The following is a 17,281-nucleotide window of genomic DNA, read 5'->3' on the forward strand; positions in this document are numbered from 1 at the left end:
AAATTATATCAAAGTAAAAAAGCAAAGTCAACTGACTTTGCTTTTAAACTTCCACATATTCATTTATGCCAAATAGATATAGTCCTTTTTTTACTACTTTTTTTCCGGAGATTTCTTCGATCGCCGATTTGTATAAGTCTAATTGTATTTTATATCTATTTTTTACCTCTTCCAGATTTTCTTTTGTTACATAGTCTGTCTTGTAGTCAAGTAAGATTATTTCTCCTTTTTCATTTTCAAAGAAAAGGTCAATTATTCCTACCACCATAATTTTTTCATCTTCCGAAATATTTTCATCTTTGTAAAGATTTTTGAGCTTCAAGTTGTAGTCAATGGCTTTTTCTTTATATAATTTTCCAAATTTGTTTGAAATGTAAATCTCTTTAAAAATATCCGACTGAACGAACTTTACAATCCAATTTATATTTATTGTATTTGATTCTTCCACTGTCATAATATTTTTTTCTACAAATGAATTTATCTGTCTTTTTATTTCTTCTTTGATTTTGGAAACATCTTCCATATCAAATTTTAAAAAATCTAAAAGTTGCATAGCCAAGTGGAAAATTGTTCCTTTTTCTGCAGAATTAAATCCGACTTTTTCCTCTCCTTGATGAATAAATGACGGAGTTTTTAAAACTAAATTTTCACTATAATATTTTTGATGCTTATCTTCTTCATCTTCCTGTATCATCTTTTTCACTTCAGAAACGGTAATACTTGAAGGCTTATTCAAAACATTTTTATAAATATATTCTTTGTTAAATCTATCTTCCAAAAATTCTTTAACAGTTCGCATTTCTTTTTTAATTTCTAAAGAGTCGTTATCTGAAATAATTTTATTTGTTTTAACTTCTTCTTTAATTCTTTGATATTCTATAAATTCCTCTGTTTTAGTATTTACATTTAATTGAAATTTTAAGTCTTCATTACCTAAAAAGTTTTCTTCTCTTCCTAAACAATTCAAACTCTTTCCATAAACACTAAGATTATCAATAGAGCTTAATATCCAATCAAGATAATTATTTATTTTTAGAATTTTATAATTACTTATATTGCCTCTTTCATCAATTCCGGAGCTTATTTCTTCTCTTAAATTCTCATAATCTTTTACTCTTCCGGTTATTATAAGTTTTTCCTTTGCCCTTGTCATTGCAACATAAAGGAGTCTCATTTCTTCTGCAATTTGTTCATTTTTCTTGAATTTTTCAATTTTTTTCTTCATAATACTGTTGAAAGAAGTTTTTTTATCCATATCATAAACAATTGCACCGAAACCAAGTTTTTGATGTAAAACTAAATTGCTATCGTCAGCTCTGAAATTAAATTTTTTATTCGTATTTGCGAGAAATACAATAGGAAATTCCAAGCCCTTGCTCTTATGAATACTCATAATTCTAACTACATTCGCATCTTCAGAAATTAATTTCGCCTCTGAAACATCACTTTTTAAACTGATTTTTTGAATATAATTTACAAAATTAAACAATCCCTTATAAGAATTTTTTTCATAATTTTTAGCCTTTTCAAAAAGTAACATCAGATTTGTTTTTCTCTGCTCTCCCATATCCAAAAGTCCGACATAATTATAATATCCTGTATATTTATATAAAAACCAAATTAATTCATCTGCTGAAACTAAAGATTTTTTTTGTATAAATAATTTTAAATCGGAAATAAATTTTGCAATTTTTTCCTTTAAACTTATTCTAATTTCTATGTCTTCATCTTCTAAAATTTTTATTAAAAGCTCATAAATTTTTAATTTTCTATCTACAAGTCTTATTTCGCTTAATTCTGTTGACGTAAAATTATAAATTGGAGAATACATTACAGAAATTAAAGGAATATCTTGCATAGGATTATCTATAATCTTAAGTAAGTTAATTATAGTATCAACTTCAAAAGTATCAAAATATCCACCCGTACTCTCTGCATAAATCGGAATATTATATTCTAAAAATACTTCTTCTAAAATTTTTGTATTACTGCTTGGAGAACGCATCAAAATAACAATATCTTTGTACTCAACTTTCCTATAATCATCCAAATTTTTATCATAAACCTTAAAAGGATTTTCTTTATTGTTCATCATATTGTAAATTGTATTTGCAATTTTTATACATTCAAGTTTAAAAGACTTCATCTCCTCAAAATCTTCTGAATACTCATCAGTTAAAATTATCTCGTCTTCATACTCTTCATCAGATTTTTCATCAACTAAAAGAATTTCAACTGCACCGCCGACATTTTCATCACTTTCTTTAAAACTTGCCATAGGATTTAATCTTTCGTCAACAGTATAGTCAAGTTCTCCTGTTTCTTTTTTCATTATTTTTGAAAAAACCAGATTTGTTCCCTCAAGAATTTCCTTTCTACTTCTAAAATTCGCATAAAGCATTATCTTTCGATTAAAACTTTCAATATCTTCCTCTATTCTATTATAATTTTCATATTTTTCCATAAAAATACTCGGATCTGCCTGTCTAAATCTATAAATACTCTGTTTAACATCTCCCACCATAAATCTGTTATTTTCTTTTGCTACTGCTGATAAAAGAATTTCTTGAACTAGGTTACTATCTTGATATTCATCAATAAAGACTTCGGAATATTTTTCTTGATATTCTAAAGCCGTTTTAGACGGTTTAATATTTCCGTCTTCATCAATATCTACAAGTATCTCTAATGCCAAATGTTCAATATCTGCAAAATCTACATAGTTAAATTTTTGTTTTCTCTCCCAAAATTTTTCCTTAAATTTGATTACAACATCGGAAATTGAACGAACATAAGGATAAATTAAATCACTTTCTCTCTTTATATTTTCTATATCTAAATTTAAAGTTTTAAGAGACTCTGAAATTTCCGACTTTATACTATCCAATTCTTTTTTTACTTTATTGTATATTTCTTTTACTTCTTCATCACATTTTGAAATTCTAAAACTTCCAAAGCTTGAATTTAAGAATTCATTAGTTGATATTTTAAGCTCATCAAACTTCGTATTGTCTTTTAAAAATTTCTTTAAATTTTCCTTTACGACAGATAGAGCATCTAACAAAATATTATAAATATCTATATATTTTTCAAGTTCAGGATAATTTTCTATTTTTTTCAAATTATTTTTAATACTAAGTTCAAAAAATTCTAAATCCATATCTACATCTTTTGCAATATCCAAGATGTAATTTTCTAAATAAAAATCATCATCCTTTGTATTTGTATTAAAAAATTCTGCCTTTTCATTTAACCAAATTTTTGGAAAAGGATGAGAGTTCACAAAATTATTTACATTCAATAAAAGTTGTAAAAGTCCTTCATCCGTATTTTTCTTGGCATACCAGTCAACTAGTCTCAAAAAGTTCTCATCATTATTTTCATACAGCTCTTCAAATAATTCTTGCATAACTTCTTTGGCTAAAACTTCATTTTCGCTAGGATCTATAACTTTTATATTGCTATCCAAATTTACCAAATGAGCATAAGATATCAAAACATCCTTACAAAAAGAGTCAATAGTTGTGATGTCAGCACCGCTAAGGAGCAGTAATTGTTTTTGAAGATGTTCATTTTCCGGATTTTCTTCAAGTTTTTTTTCAATAGCCTTACTTACTCTTTCTCTCATTTCAGATGCAGCTAATTTTGTAAAAGTTACAACAAGTAATTTGTTGATATCAATCGGATTTTCTTCATCTAAAACGAGCTCTATAATTCTTTCGATAAGTACGGCTGTTTTCCCGGAACCTGCTGCTGCAGATACAAGTAAATTCGTATTTCTACTATCTATTACCTGTCTTTGCTCTTTAGTCCACTTTACTTCACTCACTATTTCTCACCTCTTTTCTCTTTATTTTCAGAATTCATCAACTCAAAAACTTCATTAGGTCTATCTTTAGTCAATAAATTCTTGACATTATTATATTTATTATGCTTAATATCAAATCTACAAATGGATTTATATTTACAATAATCACAAGGCTTTTTATTCTTATATCTGAAAGGCCTTATATCAATATTTCCTGAATAAATTTCTTCACAAATATCCTTAGTCTTATTTAAAACAAATTCATTTACAATATCAAATTCATCAGTAGTTAAGCCCAATGTACTTGCTCCGATTTCTTGACCTTTTGACTTTAATTTAATAGGCAGTATTTCAGAAGTTAAATTATCCGCATCCAATGTCCTATCCAAATTCTTCAAAAGTTCCATATCCTTTATAACAAATCCTGTAAGTTTATTTTTCTTAAGTTTTTCACTATGATAACTTTCGTCGTTCATATCAAGCATTTTGGAATAAGTTTCAAATCCGACAAAATTTGTTGTAAAATCACTATAAAATAGTCCTGCAGGTTTATATCTTTCTTTATTGGAAGATAAAATTGCATTCATATAGACAAAAAGTTGTAGTTGTAGTCCTGCATAGACTTGATTTAAGTCAATATCTCTTTTTGAAGATTTATAATCAATAATTCTTAAAAAGTCAAAATTTTCTCCTTTAAAAACATCAATTCTGTCAATCTTACCAACTAATTTAATTTCTTTCCCATTCTTTAAAGTATAGGTGATAGGTTTTATTGACTTATCTCCAAATTCTGTTTCAAAACCTGTTGGAACAAAGTTTCCACGTCTTACTTGTTCAGCCATAATTTCTATGCTTTCAACAATATTTTTTTGTGTAATACTTGAAAAATACTTATATTTTGGAGAGCTTTCAAGAATAAAATTAGACTTTTCAGACATTTTTTTCGTTAATTTTTCTACTTCCATTTGGATAAATTCTCTATCAATTGTATTCCAATCAATATTATTTTCAAAAACTCCCTTAAAAAAGTCGTCAAAAATCTTATGACAATAAGTTCCGTAATCCGCAGGGGAAAAGTCATAAACTTCTCTTTCCTTCGCTCTAAGTCCATAATTTATAAAATATGAAAAAGGACAACGCATAAAGTTTTCAAGTTTTGAAATACTTACATTTCCACTTTCATAAAGAAATGAAGTATAATCTTTTATATTTTCAGTTTCTTTTTTATAATTTAATTTATCCTTTAAAATTTCAATTTTATATTTATAATCTTCATCCTCAATTAAGAAATCAATTATTTCTCTAAAATTGAATTTATCATTTTCGCTCAATTTATTTGAATTTAAAGCCTCAATATTGGAAACTAAAATTTGATACAATCTCTCTTTAGAAAAAGTTTCAAAAATATCCATAATAGAAAAATCTTTTAAATAATCTATACTTACAACTTTCAAATTTTCAAAAATGAATTTAATTTTTTTCACAAATCTTGAAACTAAAAGGCTCTTTCCCTCTAAATCGGAAATTGGAAAAGTTATATACAATTTTTCTTTTGCAATGCTGAAAGTCTTATAACTTAAAAATTGTTCATCAGTAGTTTTTAGTAAATTGTTATTAGAAAAATTAAAGCCCAAAGTTTTTAAACTTTCTTTTTCATTTTCGCTGATTAAATCATTATCTACTATATTTTTCGGAAAATTTCCGTCATTAACGCCCAATACAAAAGCTATTTTTGTAGAAGGCTTTTTCATCCTGTCAACAGTTGTAACAAAAACCTCGTCCTTTGAAGGAGGAATAATTCCAAGTTCAATATTTTCAAGCTCTGTCTTAATTAAATTTATAAATTTTGAATAAGCAATTTTATCATCACCCATAAATTCAACCAACTCATCTAAAACTGAAATAAAACTTCCCCAAACTTGTGAATATTCCTTAGCCTTATATAAATTTCCTTCATTTTGAAAATTTTTAACAAATTCATTTATTCTCTCAAAAAGTTCAATCTCTAAAGTAAATTCATATAAATATTTACAGATTTCCTTTACAGTATTTCTTCCTTTTAACTTTTCGTGTAAATTTTTTATCGGTGTTACAACCAAATTTTTTATTTCATTTATCTTTGCAAGTTTTTCATCATCGCTATCTTCTTCAAAACTATGGAGAATCGGCTTATCCCAAGTTTCATCAAACCATTGACTTCCTTTTATTCCATTTGCTATAACATAATTCTCTAAAAGAAAAATATCTTCATCTGAAATTCCTGTAAGACCACTCTTTAAATATCTAAAAATTGAATCGTATGAATAATTTTTATCTTTCATATCTAAAATGGATAAAATCAAAATCATAATAGGATTTTCCATAACAGAAATTTTTTTATCCAAGAAATAATCTATCCTGTAATCTTCAAAAACTCTTTTTATTATATATGAATAATCATCTAAATTTCTCATACATAAAGTTATATCATTATATCTAAAATTTCCAGTTCTTATTAACTTCAAAATTTCCTCTGCAATAAAAGAAACTTCTTCATATATATTTTTAAATTGTAAAATTCTAATATTTTCTGAAATCTCAGAATAAGTTTTTGGAGAAAAACCTCCAATATTTTTTTCTAAAAATGCCAAATCTTTTGCATCATAATATTTTTCATTAGAAATAAAAATATTATCAATCAAAGGAATATTATTTTTTTCACAAATAGACTTAATATTCAAAAATGTTGAATTACTCCTTTGAAACATATTCATTTTTGAATTCAAATTTCTAAAATCAGTTAAAAGAGAAAAATAAATATTTTTTGAAAAAGTAATAAGTTTTTCAATAACTAAATATTGCGCAGGAGTAAAATCCATATATTCGTCAACAAAAATTGTTGCACCTTTTATGCTTTCAAAATCGTCAAGCTTTCTTGCAAAAATATTTAATGTATCTTCTGTATCTAAATATTTTTTTTCAATTAAACTCTCATAAGAATTATAAATTTTATGTAAATCACTCATCTTTACTTTTAATGACTCATTCTCTATATTTTCTGACATAGCAAAAACATCTAAGACAGAAAAATCATTTTGCTTAAACTCTATTATCATATCCATAACATTATTTACAAAACCCATTTTCAAATCATTAGACTTAAAAGTAACTAAATCTTTTGAAACCTTATTTATTGCCTTAAAAGTTAAAAGACTTCTTGCGCTTGTTGTAAGTTTTCTCTCTTTAAGACCTCCAACACTTGTGAAAATTATTTTACTTAAAGTAGAAAAACTAACAACTCTAATCCTAAAATTAGGGTCGATATTCTTCTCATCTTCAAACATTTCACTAAGTCTTTTTTCCATTTCGTATGTAAATTTTTCCGGAACTAAAATAAAAATAGGCTTTCTATCATCACGCCTTGCCTCTTCAAAACAAAGCTCCAAAAGTTTTTTTGTCCTATCAGCTCCAAATCTTCCCGTTATAAAACCAACTGCCACAATAATTACCTCTTTCAATCTGATATGAATATTTTATCATATTTTTACACAACAAAAAAGAGTTACCTTTTAAGTAACTCTTTGTAAATTTTACTCTTTTTTATAAATACAAAAAATTTTTGATTTTGTTCCACTAGCATTTTCAATTTGCATATCATATCTTGTATATAACACTCCATTTGTATCTTTAACTTTTTTGTGAGAAACAACTACCAATTTTTTATCTTTTACATCTTTATTAGCATTATCAACATATTCTTTAATAGTCTTTTCTTTTTCTAATATTACAGATTCTGTTTTTGAAATTTCTTCATCCACTTCAACTTTAAAATGATTATAAGAAAGTATTGAAACTAAAAACAAAAATAATAATATTAATAACAACTTAAAGGGTTTATTTTTCATAGTTTGTCTCCTTTAATTTTTTTAATTGAATATAATAAATTTTTTATCTTTACAAAATTATTTTCCTATATATTTTTCTTCATATAGAAAAATTATAGATTTTTTCCCATCAAAAGTACGCTCTATTTCATAACGATTATAAAATTTATAGTCTTGATGAATAAATTCAGTTTTAATTACTTTCAATTTTTCTCCGGTTTTATCTTCTCTATACTTTAAATATCTATCTATTCCCAATTTTGAAAGAGCATCATCAACTTTTATATCAAATTTTTTATTCTCAACTTTTGTAACTTTAAATTTATTATCTTTAACGACTATTTCGTAACCATCTAATAATTTTGCACCTTTATATTTTTCATATAAATGGTAAATTATTTTTCCGTCAATATCCTCTTTATCTTCTATATATGAATTGACATCAAAACTTCTATAATTTTCCCTTATTTGTTTATAAACATCAGAAATATTTGTAAAATCACCCTCAAGACCATAAAAATCTTTTTTCCCATATTTTTCAAACAACTTATTTAATGACTCTTCTTTTAAAAATCTTCCTCCAACAGAAAAATCTCTTAACATAAATTTAAAATAATAATCATAGCATTCATAAGCATTTACATAATAACTATCTGTAAAAATTTCTACTCTAGGTAAGCATTTATAAGATAGTATATTAACTTTTGAACTTTTATTAGAAAAATCAGTTATCAGGTTAATAATTTCTTTTTTTTCTTCAAGAGTATCTATTTTATATCCTATTTCATCGACTATAAATTCCAATTTTTTGCCATATAAAAATTCTTGTTTAAACATATACACATTAAACATAAAATATAGACTTAATATCAACTTAAAAATTAAATATATTAATATTATCTTAATTATTTTTTTAAAAGTCTTACGATATATTCTATTTTCCAAACTAAAATCTAAACTAAAATTATTCTTTTTCATAAATATCAAGCACCATCTTTGAATTATTTATTGAATGTTCTACAGAATGCAAAGTATAAAATTTTCCATCTTGATAAATACATTCCGAGTTTATAATTTTATATTCTCCTAGAGATTTACTACGAAGTTTATTTTCTATATTTGTCTTCGAATCTTTTTCTACCGTATTATTTTCATTTATATCAAATTTTTCGTCATTTTTAAAAACACTTATTCTTCCATCAACTACACTTACAGTATAGCCAATTAAAGTTTTTGCTCCTCTTTCATAAGCTTCGCTTGCTATATTATAAAAACCATTTGCTGTATTACAACCAGCAAATACTATTAACCTTACATTTTTCATATCTTCTTCTGATAATCTTACAAAATCAAATCCTTTTACAGATTTAGAATTTTTTCTTCGTATTCCAGTTTTACACTTTGCTCCTAATAATTCATTAGAATAAAATATCATTCCTTCACTAGAACCATGACCAGAATACATTTGGATTGCACTTGAAAGTCTAGGCATATTATTTGAAGCTTTTGAACTTAAAACTTCATATGTCGGAAGTGTATGACAATCTGCATCATAACCCATTTGTTTGTAAAAATTATATGCTTCTACTGCATCTCTCGTTGTATCAATCGGAAAAAAATTTGATAATGAAAAGTCTGCATAATTAATACCAACACTCCAAGCTTTATCATTTTGTGATAATTCTCCATCTCCATCAAAAAAATATTCAATTTTATTAATAACTGTAACACCTACGGCCATTTCTCCTGTACCAAACAAATAGTATGTTTTATCACCTAAATATAGCCATCCTGTTTCCATAACTCCAGAGCTATCAAGATAATACCATTTACCTTCCAATTCAAGCCATCCTGTTTCCATCCAACCAGAAGAATTAAAATGATGCCATTTACCTCCTATTATTTCCCATCCTACTGCATAACCTCCAGAAGAATATGCAAACCACCATCTACCATCATTACTTTTTTTCCAAGTTCCACTTGCATCAGCAGAAACGATTTCTTTTCTTAAAACAAATTTATTATCTATCCTACTATTAGATAAAATTATTGCAAATACTAATGCACAACCAACAAACAATTTTCTCAATTTCATTTTAATCCTCCCATTGTAAAAATATTATATATATCATAAATATATATATATATATATTATATATCATAAAAAAATCAAAGTCAAATTACAGACTTTGATTTTCACTAAATATTTATACTCTTAATCCAATTCAAATTTCCCATGTATAACTCATAATATCTTCCTTGTTTTTCAATCAATTCATCGTGAGTTCCCATTTCTAAAATTTTTTTAATTTTTAGAAGCTTCTCTTTTGTATTCGTATTAAGTACCATCCTCTTTTACTGTTATAACATAATTAATAATATAAATCAAGTTTTAATTCTCTACCATAACAAAAAACACCTACCTTTTATAGACGGTAGGTGTTTTTAAATTATCTTTTTTTCTTTTTAGAAACTATAGATCCAAGTAAACTTAAAGCTGTTAAAGATATTCCTATTGTAGAAATAGATGTTTTTGGTAATTTTTCTTTTTTACCTTTTTTAACATTTATATTTTCGATTTTCTCTTTTACTTTTTCTAAAACTTTTTCTATTTCTTCTTTTGAGTTTCCTTTTTCTATTTTTTCTTCTAATTCTTTTTGCTTTTGTAAAATTTTCGATATTAGCTTTTCTTTTTCTTCTTTACTTAAAGTAGAATTTTTAATTTCTTTTATCTTTTCTTTTACTTTTTTATCTAGTTCTTCTTTTGCTTTTTGTTTTTCAGCATCTAGATTTACTTTTGGCTTTTTGTTTTCTTCATTTTTCGCTTTCGCTTCTTCTACTACTTTATTAATGTCATCTTTATTTGTAGCATTATCGATTCTAGTTTTAAAGCCGTCTTTTTCTTCTTTACTTAAGTTGTCTAACTTATCTACTTCTTCTTTTGCCTTTTGTTTTTCAGCATCTAGATTTACTTTTGGCTTTTTGTTTTCTTCATTTTTCGCTTTCGCTTCTTCTAGTACTTTATTAATGTCATCTTTATTTGTAGCATTATCGATTCTAGTTTTAAAGCTGTCTTTTTCTTCTTTACTTAAGTTGTCTAACTTATCTATTTCTTCTTTTGCTTTTGTTTTTTCGAAATTTAGATTTTCTTTATCTTTTTCTTTTGCTTTTGTTAAAACTTCATCTACTTTTTCTTTACTATCTAATGGTGTTAAGCTATTTATAAGCTTATCTTTTTCTTCTTTAGATAAGTTTTTAAGTTCTTCTATTTGTTTCTTTACACTTTCTTTATATTTTTCTAAGTTTCCTTCGTTTAAAGCTTGTGCTTTTTCTAAGATTATATCTAAATCTTTTAATGTAGTTGCATTTTTTACTTCTTCTTTTAATGATGTTTTTTCTTCTTCTTTTAATGATGTAAATTCTTTATCTATTTTATCATTTACAGATTGTTTTTTCGCTTCTAACTTTTCAGAATCTTTCTTTTTTGCATCTTCTATTACAGTATCTATATTTGAATTTTTTGTAGATGAGTCTATTTGTACGTTATATTCTTTCTTTTCATCTTCACTTAAATTTTTAAGATTTTCTATTTCTTCTTTCGCTTTTGTTTTTTTCTTATCTTTTTCTTCTATTTTTATTTCATCTAGAGCTTTTAGTCCGTTTTCTTTTTCTGAAGTTACTTCAGCTTTTGTACCTTTTTTAGATATAGAATTTTTAATTTCTTCTTTTTTTGTTTCTACCTTTTTCTTTAGCTCATCTTTTTCTTCATCTGTTAAGCTTTTATCCGTGTTAATAGCATCTGTTTTTTCTTTTGCTTTTTGTTCTATTTCAGATTTTGCTTTTGTTTTTTCTTTATTTTTTTCGATAATTTCAGGCTTATAGACTGCTGCACTAAAGCCATCTGCTACTTTTATTATTTCATCTTCGTTCCATTCATCTTTTATCTTTTGTAATATTTTATCACGCATATTTTTTGAATATTTTTCTAAATCTTTTTTTAACTTGTCTTTTTCTTCTTGAACTAAAGAATTATCATTTTCTATATTGTTTATTATATCATCATATACTTTATTTACTTGATCAATTTTTTCTTTTCTTATAAGTTCTCTTGCATCTATCCTTACAGTCCAATATTTACCAACTTTAAACTGAGTAGTTTTTAATGTTTTTAAAGAATATGTTCCATCTTCATTTTTCTTTAAATTATCATTTGTAATTTGTTCAACTGTTCCATTTTCATCTTTTAATGTTAAATCAACTTTATCATTAACGTTTTTTAATTCATGATATATCCATTGATCTTTAAAGTCATCTACTATTTGATTTTCTTGATAATTTTTTAATTTTTTAAATTTTTCTAGTTCATCTTTTATAACAGAAAAATCTTTAATTTTATTATCATTTATATTTAATTCTTCAAATGTCTTTCCCTTTAGTGCTGTTACATCTGATATATTTGCATGTGGTGCATCAAAATAATTTAATTTTGTTAAATTTGTTAATGGAGTTAAATCAATATTTTCTGGTCCATATTGATTTAATCTAATAAATCTAAGTTGTTTAAGATTTTTTAAATTTTCTAATGGTTTTAAGTTATTAACTTTAGTAAGAGAAAAACTTAAATCTTCTAATTTTGTTAAATCCTTTATCGGATCTAAACTTTCTAAATTATTATTATCATTTAAATTTAAATGTTCTAATTTTGTTAAGTTTTTTATAGAAGATAAATCAGTTATTTGATTATCCGATAAACCAAGCCAAGTTAATCCTGTAAGAGTAGATAAATCTTTAATATTTTCATCTGTTAATTGTTCTTCTTTCTCGTTATGTGGTTCACTTAAACCTTGACCTGTAATTATTAACGTTTCTAAATTAGTTAAATTTTTTAAAGAACTTACATTTTTAAAATTAGTATTTCTCATTGTAATTTCTTTTAGTTTAGTTAAATTTGATAAAGAATTAGGATAAGTTTTTAATTTTAAATTTTCAAAGCTAATTTTTTCAAGATTAGTTAAGCTAGAAATTGCCGATATATCAGCATCTTTATTTAAATTTTCAAAATAAATTTCTTTAACGTTCGTTAAAGCTTTAATTTTAGAAAAGTCTGTTACATTTAAATTTTTAAAATAAAGTTTTTTTAAATTTTTGCAATTTTCTACCCCTTCTAAACTTTTAATATTTTCATCATTTAACTCTAAACTAAAATCTAATATTTCTAAATCTTCTTTATAAATTTTAGTTATACTACTTACATTTTGATGTTTTTTATCTGCTATCGCTTTTTTTAAAGCATTTTCTAACGCCTTATCTTTAATAGTTACTTCTGTTTGAGTTTGTGCTTTTATAACAGTTTGTAAATTTGTAACACTAGTTAAAGGAGAAACCATAACTGCTAAAAGTAAAGTACTTACAACTCTTTTTTTACTTAATTTTTTCATTTTAACCCCTCTCTTTTTATATAATTTTTTTAATCTTTCATTTTTCTTATAAAAAAAACTTTTTTTCATTCTTTTACAATTATATTATATATATATATATTGTCAATAGTTTTTTACATTTTTTATCTATGACTTATTAACGTATATTGTAACCCATATTGTAAAATTAAGTTAGCCAGTAAGAATAGAAAAAAACATCTCAAAGAGGTATAATAGTAATTGACAAAAAACTAAGAAAGGAACCTCAATGAGATGCACAATAATTGTAACATAAAACATAAGCATTTAACAATAGATTTAAGAAAATTAATAGAAAAATGGAAAAAAGAAAGAAAAAGTAATAGAGAAATAGTAAGACTTTTAGGAAAAAGTCCTCAAATAATAAATAATGAAATAAAAAGAGGATTAGTAATTCAAAGAACATGTTATGGAAAATTTAAAAAAGTGTATAAAGCAGAGTTTGCAAGATTATATGAAGTATTTTACTATGAAAAAATATATTATGCACATCCATATAGCAGTTATGAAAGAGGAAGCAACGAAAACCACAACAGACTCATAAGAAGATTTTTACCAAAAGGAACAAAAAATACTACTCAGAAAAGAGTAGCATTTATTAAAAATTGGATAAATAATTATCCTAAAAAACTATTTAACTATAGAACACCTTTTGAAGTTTTTTCAATTGGCTAACTTATTCTTGCAATTTGTAATTTTCAATTCTAATTATTCTATCTGCAAGTCTGTTCACTTGTTTTTCGTTATGAGTTGAAATTATTATAGTGTATTTTTTTGAAAGTTCTTTTATTAGAGATTCAATTATTATAGAATTTTTCTCATCTAAAGAAGAACAAGGTTCATCAAAAATCAAAACTTCTGGGCAAGTTGTAAGCATCCTTGCAATACAAAGTCTTTGTCTTTGTCCTCCTGATAATTTTGAAGGAGAAATATTTAAATTATCCTTTACTTCATCATACAAATTTACACTTTCAAGTAGATTTTTAACTCTTTCTTTTTTGTTCTTAATCTTTCCCTCATAGAACTCCATTGCATAGGTAAGATTTTTTTCTATTGAAAAGTCAAAAGGCTTTGAATCTTGAAAAAGAGTTGACATCTTCCGTTTCAAATCTATCGGCTTTATATCTCTTATATTTTTTCCTTTTAAAAATACATCACCCGTATAATTTCCACCATTTTCAACTAAAAATCCATTTAAACAGGAAAGCAAAGTAGATTTACCTGAGCCTGAACTTCCCATAATGCAAATTATTTCATTTTCTTTAATATCCAAATTAACATTTTTCAAAATTTCTTTTTCCTTATAAAAAATGCTAAGATTTCTTATTTCTAATATATTCAACTACTTTACCTCCAATATTTCTCATTATAATTTCAGACAACAAATTCAAAATAATCAAAATCCCAATCAAAACCAAAGCTGTTGCATAAGCCTTTTGAGTTCCAAAGGATTGACTAAGCAACATATGCAAATGGAATGGTAAAGCCATAACCGGACTTAAAAGTCCATTCGGTTTTGCCATAAAAACAACACCGGTCAAAAGCAATGGAGCAGTAGCTCCGATTGCATAACTACCTGCCAAAATTGAAATTGAAACTATTTTGTTTGAAATAGTTGGTAAAATTAATTTTCTACACATATACAACTTATCAATTCCAAGAGCATAACTATCTCTTATACATTGCCTATCAAACTCCGCAAGTAGCTTTTCCACATTTAACTCAACGAATGGAAAAACCATAAGAGAAAGAGCAATACTTGCAGTAAATAAGCTCTTTGGAATGTTTAAAGTTACAATAAAAAAACCATAAACAAAAAGTCCGATAATTATAGACGGAATTGATGAAACACATTGAACAACAAAACTTAAAACAGTTTTTAAAAATCTTGATTTACAAAAAATTTTATTATAAATCGCAAAGCAAACTCCCAAAACCGTTGAAAAAATCATTGATAACAACATAAGCAAAAACGAACCTATTATCGCATTTTTTATTCCACCGTCAACACCTATAGGTAATCCCTTAGGATTTTCCATTAAGAATTTTAAACTTATCTCTGAAAAGCCATTGAAAAATATAAAAGAAAAAATTGAAAAAATTGCAATCATAACCACGAAAATTGAAAAATATGCAAAAATTTTAATTAAATTATCCTTAAATCTTATCATAATTATCTCTCTTTCTGTTAATCAAAAACAACAAAATATTTATGATTAAAACCAAAATCAAAAGCACAAAACCACTTGCAAAAAGCGCATAATAATGCTCACTATAAACCTCACTCATTCCTATCTCAAGAGCAATAAGTGAAGGAATTGTTTGAGCCTTTGACAATAGCTTTGGAAAAATTGGAGCATTTCCAATCACCATCATAACTGCCATAGTTTCTCCAATAGCCCTTGAAAATGAAATCATAAAACCGGTTAAAATTGAAAAATTTAACTTTTTCAAAACAATTTTTCTTATAAAAAATTCCTTGCTAATTCCCAAAGCGTCAGAATCTCTTTTATATTTATTTTTTATAAGTTCAATAGTTTCAATTAAATTTGAAACAAAATAAGGTAAAATCATAATTGATAAAATAATACTACCGGCAAGCACACTTTCTCCTGCCGAAACTTTAAATATTTTTTCTATATTTTTTACGATTATAAACATTCCGAAAAAACCATAAATAATTGACGGAATACCTGCCAAAATATTTATAAGCCACATTAAAATTGTCTTAGATTTCTTACAATAAAAACATATAAAAAGTGAAGTTCCAAAAGCAATTGGAAGTGAAATCACACAAGCAAGTATGGATATAAAAATACTCGCAAGTAAAATATTAAAAATTCCAAAACTTCCAGAAAACTCACTTGCATCCCAAGTTTTATTAAAAATGAATTTTATAAAATCATTCTTTATAAAAAAAGGATAGGACTGATTATACAAAAATACTATCAAAGTTAATAAAAGCAAAATAGTAAATAATGTAAAAAAATATATCGTATGTTTAAAAATTTTATTTTTCATAACAACTCCAAAAAATAGGAATACCAAAAAGTATTCCTAAAAATTTGTAATCTTAAATAGCAAGAAAGGAAAAAACTCCATATCTTTAGCCACTAACCTATTATTTACTTGGAATGAATCCCATATTTTTTATAGTTTTCTTTCCTTCTTCTGATTGAAGTAAATCAACAAATACTTTTTCTGTTGCAGTAAGTTTTCCACTCTTCATAATGATTAAAGGTCTTGAAATATAGTAACTCTTATTCAAAATATTTTCTTCAGTAGGCTCAACATTATCAACCTTTAATGGAATTAATTTTCCTTTATTTTGATTAGTTATACCAAATGATGCATAACCGATAGCATTTTTATTTTCAATGATTTTTGAAACTAATGCACCCATTGAAGGAGCTTGAATTGCATCTTGTTTAACCTTTGTTTCTTTCATTATTTTCTTTTGGAAAACTTCATGAGCTCCACCACTTAAATCACGAGTAACAACTACAATCTCTTCATCAGGCAATGATGGGTCAACTTGTTTCCAAGTTTTATATTCTCCTGAGAAAATCTTTATAATTTCTTCTTTAGTTAAATTTCCATTCTTAGCTTTTATAATATTATTTTCAGGGTGAACACAAAGACAAAGAGCGTCAATTCCTAAAGTAAATGATTCTAAATCTTTAACTTTTTCTTTTTCACTATCTTTTATATCACGAGCAAGCATACCAAAATTTGCTACCTTATCAAGAACAGCCTTAACACCTGCACCTGAACCACCGGCAGATACGAAAATAGTTATATTTTCCTTTGGCAATGAAGAATCAACCTTATCCCAAGTAGTATGTTTTTCAATAAAATCAGTAGAAATCTTGTTGATTACCGGAGCTAAAGTTGAAGAACCACTAAAACTGATTTGTGCATTTACAGTATCAGACTTCTTTTCTGCCGTTTTAGTTTCTTCTTTCTTTTCAGTATTTTGTTTTTGACCAGCACAAGCTGTAAGTAAAACGCAAACAGCTAAAAGCGCAGTTAATTTTTTAAAATATTTTTTCATAATATCCTCCTAAAAAATAAATATATACTTATATTCTACATCAAAGTTAGTATAATGTAAAATAAATTTTACTAATAGATAAAAACTATTCATAAGAATT

12 protein-coding genes are annotated in these 17,281 nt (G+C 25.5%); 1 reads left to right on the plus strand and 11 read right to left on the minus strand.

Annotated elements, in window-relative coordinates; genetic code table 11:
• Positions 1-43: 43 nt before the first annotated feature.
• From addA to IBJ83_RS05030, 7 genes are all read right to left on the minus strand, one after another.
• Positions 44-3,829 (minus strand): helicase-exonuclease AddAB subunit AddA, encoded by a 3,786-nt coding sequence (addA, locus tag IBJ83_RS05000; protein ID WP_201275622.1) that lies wholly within the window; start codon positions 3,827-3,829, stop codon positions 44-46.
• Positions 3,829-7,287 (minus strand): helicase-exonuclease AddAB subunit AddB, encoded by a 3,459-nt coding sequence (addB, locus tag IBJ83_RS05005; protein WP_201275623.1) that lies wholly within the window; start codon positions 7,285-7,287, stop codon positions 3,829-3,831. The genes addA and addB overlap by 1 nt, the downstream gene beginning before the upstream one ends.
• Before the next feature lie 90 nt (positions 7,288-7,377).
• Positions 7,378-7,692: a hypothetical protein gene (locus IBJ83_RS05010; RefSeq protein ID WP_201275624.1), complete on the minus strand. Its 315-nt coding sequence runs from the start codon at positions 7,690-7,692 to the stop codon at positions 7,378-7,380.
• 57 nt (positions 7,693-7,749) lie between these two features.
• The gene (locus IBJ83_RS05015; protein ID WP_201275625.1) at positions 7,750-8,649 is read right to left on the minus strand and encodes a hypothetical protein; all 900 of its coding nucleotides are present in this window, start codon (positions 8,647-8,649) and stop codon (positions 7,750-7,752) included.
• A complete protein-coding gene (locus IBJ83_RS05020) occupies positions 8,636-9,766 on the minus strand; it encodes an N-acetylmuramoyl-L-alanine amidase family protein (protein ID WP_201275626.1) in 1,131 nt (376 codons plus the stop codon). Before IBJ83_RS05020 ends, IBJ83_RS05015 begins: the two co-directional genes overlap by 14 nt.
• A gap of 104 nt (positions 9,767-9,870) precedes the next feature.
• Complete coding sequence (locus IBJ83_RS05025) at positions 9,871-10,020, minus strand: hypothetical protein (protein WP_201275627.1); 150 nt, start codon at positions 10,018-10,020, stop codon at positions 9,871-9,873.
• Positions 10,021-10,121: 101 nt separating this feature from the next.
• Positions 10,122-13,109 (minus strand): DUF1542 domain-containing protein, encoded by a 2,988-nt coding sequence (locus IBJ83_RS05030; RefSeq protein ID WP_201275628.1) that lies wholly within the window; start codon positions 13,107-13,109, stop codon positions 10,122-10,124.
• A 252-nt stretch (positions 13,110-13,361) separates the two neighbouring features.
• Here IBJ83_RS05030 and IBJ83_RS05035 point away from each other — a divergent pair, with 252 nt between their 5' ends.
• On the plus strand, positions 13,362-13,802 hold the full coding sequence (locus IBJ83_RS05035; RefSeq protein WP_201275629.1) for a helix-turn-helix domain-containing protein: 441 nt from the start codon (positions 13,362-13,364) through the stop codon (positions 13,800-13,802).
• Between the two features lies 1 nt (position 13,803).
• On the opposite strand, the gene IBJ83_RS05040 is transcribed toward IBJ83_RS05035, so the two are convergent.
• The 4 genes from IBJ83_RS05040 to IBJ83_RS05055 all read right to left on the minus strand — a co-directional run bounded on the left by IBJ83_RS05040 (position 13,804) and on the right by IBJ83_RS05055 (position 17,181).
• Positions 13,804-14,469, minus strand: a complete 666-nt coding sequence (locus IBJ83_RS05040) for a phosphate ABC transporter ATP-binding protein (protein WP_201275630.1) — start codon at positions 14,467-14,469, stop codon at positions 13,804-13,806.
• Positions 14,441-15,298, minus strand: coding sequence for a PstA family ABC transporter permease (locus IBJ83_RS05045; RefSeq protein WP_201275631.1), 858 nt, complete (start codon positions 15,296-15,298; stop codon positions 14,441-14,443). Before IBJ83_RS05045 ends, IBJ83_RS05040 begins: the two co-directional genes overlap by 29 nt.
• On the minus strand, positions 15,285-16,148 hold the full coding sequence (pstC, locus tag IBJ83_RS05050; protein WP_201275632.1) for a phosphate ABC transporter permease subunit PstC: 864 nt from the start codon (positions 16,146-16,148) through the stop codon (positions 15,285-15,287). The genes IBJ83_RS05045 and pstC overlap by 14 nt, the downstream gene beginning before the upstream one ends.
• Positions 16,149-16,248: 100 nt before the next feature.
• A complete protein-coding gene (locus tag IBJ83_RS05055) occupies positions 16,249-17,181 on the minus strand; it encodes a phosphate ABC transporter substrate-binding protein (RefSeq protein ID WP_201275633.1) in 933 nt (310 codons plus the stop codon).
• Positions 17,182-17,281: the final 100 nt, after the last annotated feature.

The organism is Parvimonas parva, from assembly GCF_016552165.1.
Lineage (GTDB): Bacteria > Bacillota > Clostridia > Tissierellales > Peptoniphilaceae > Parvimonas > Parvimonas parva.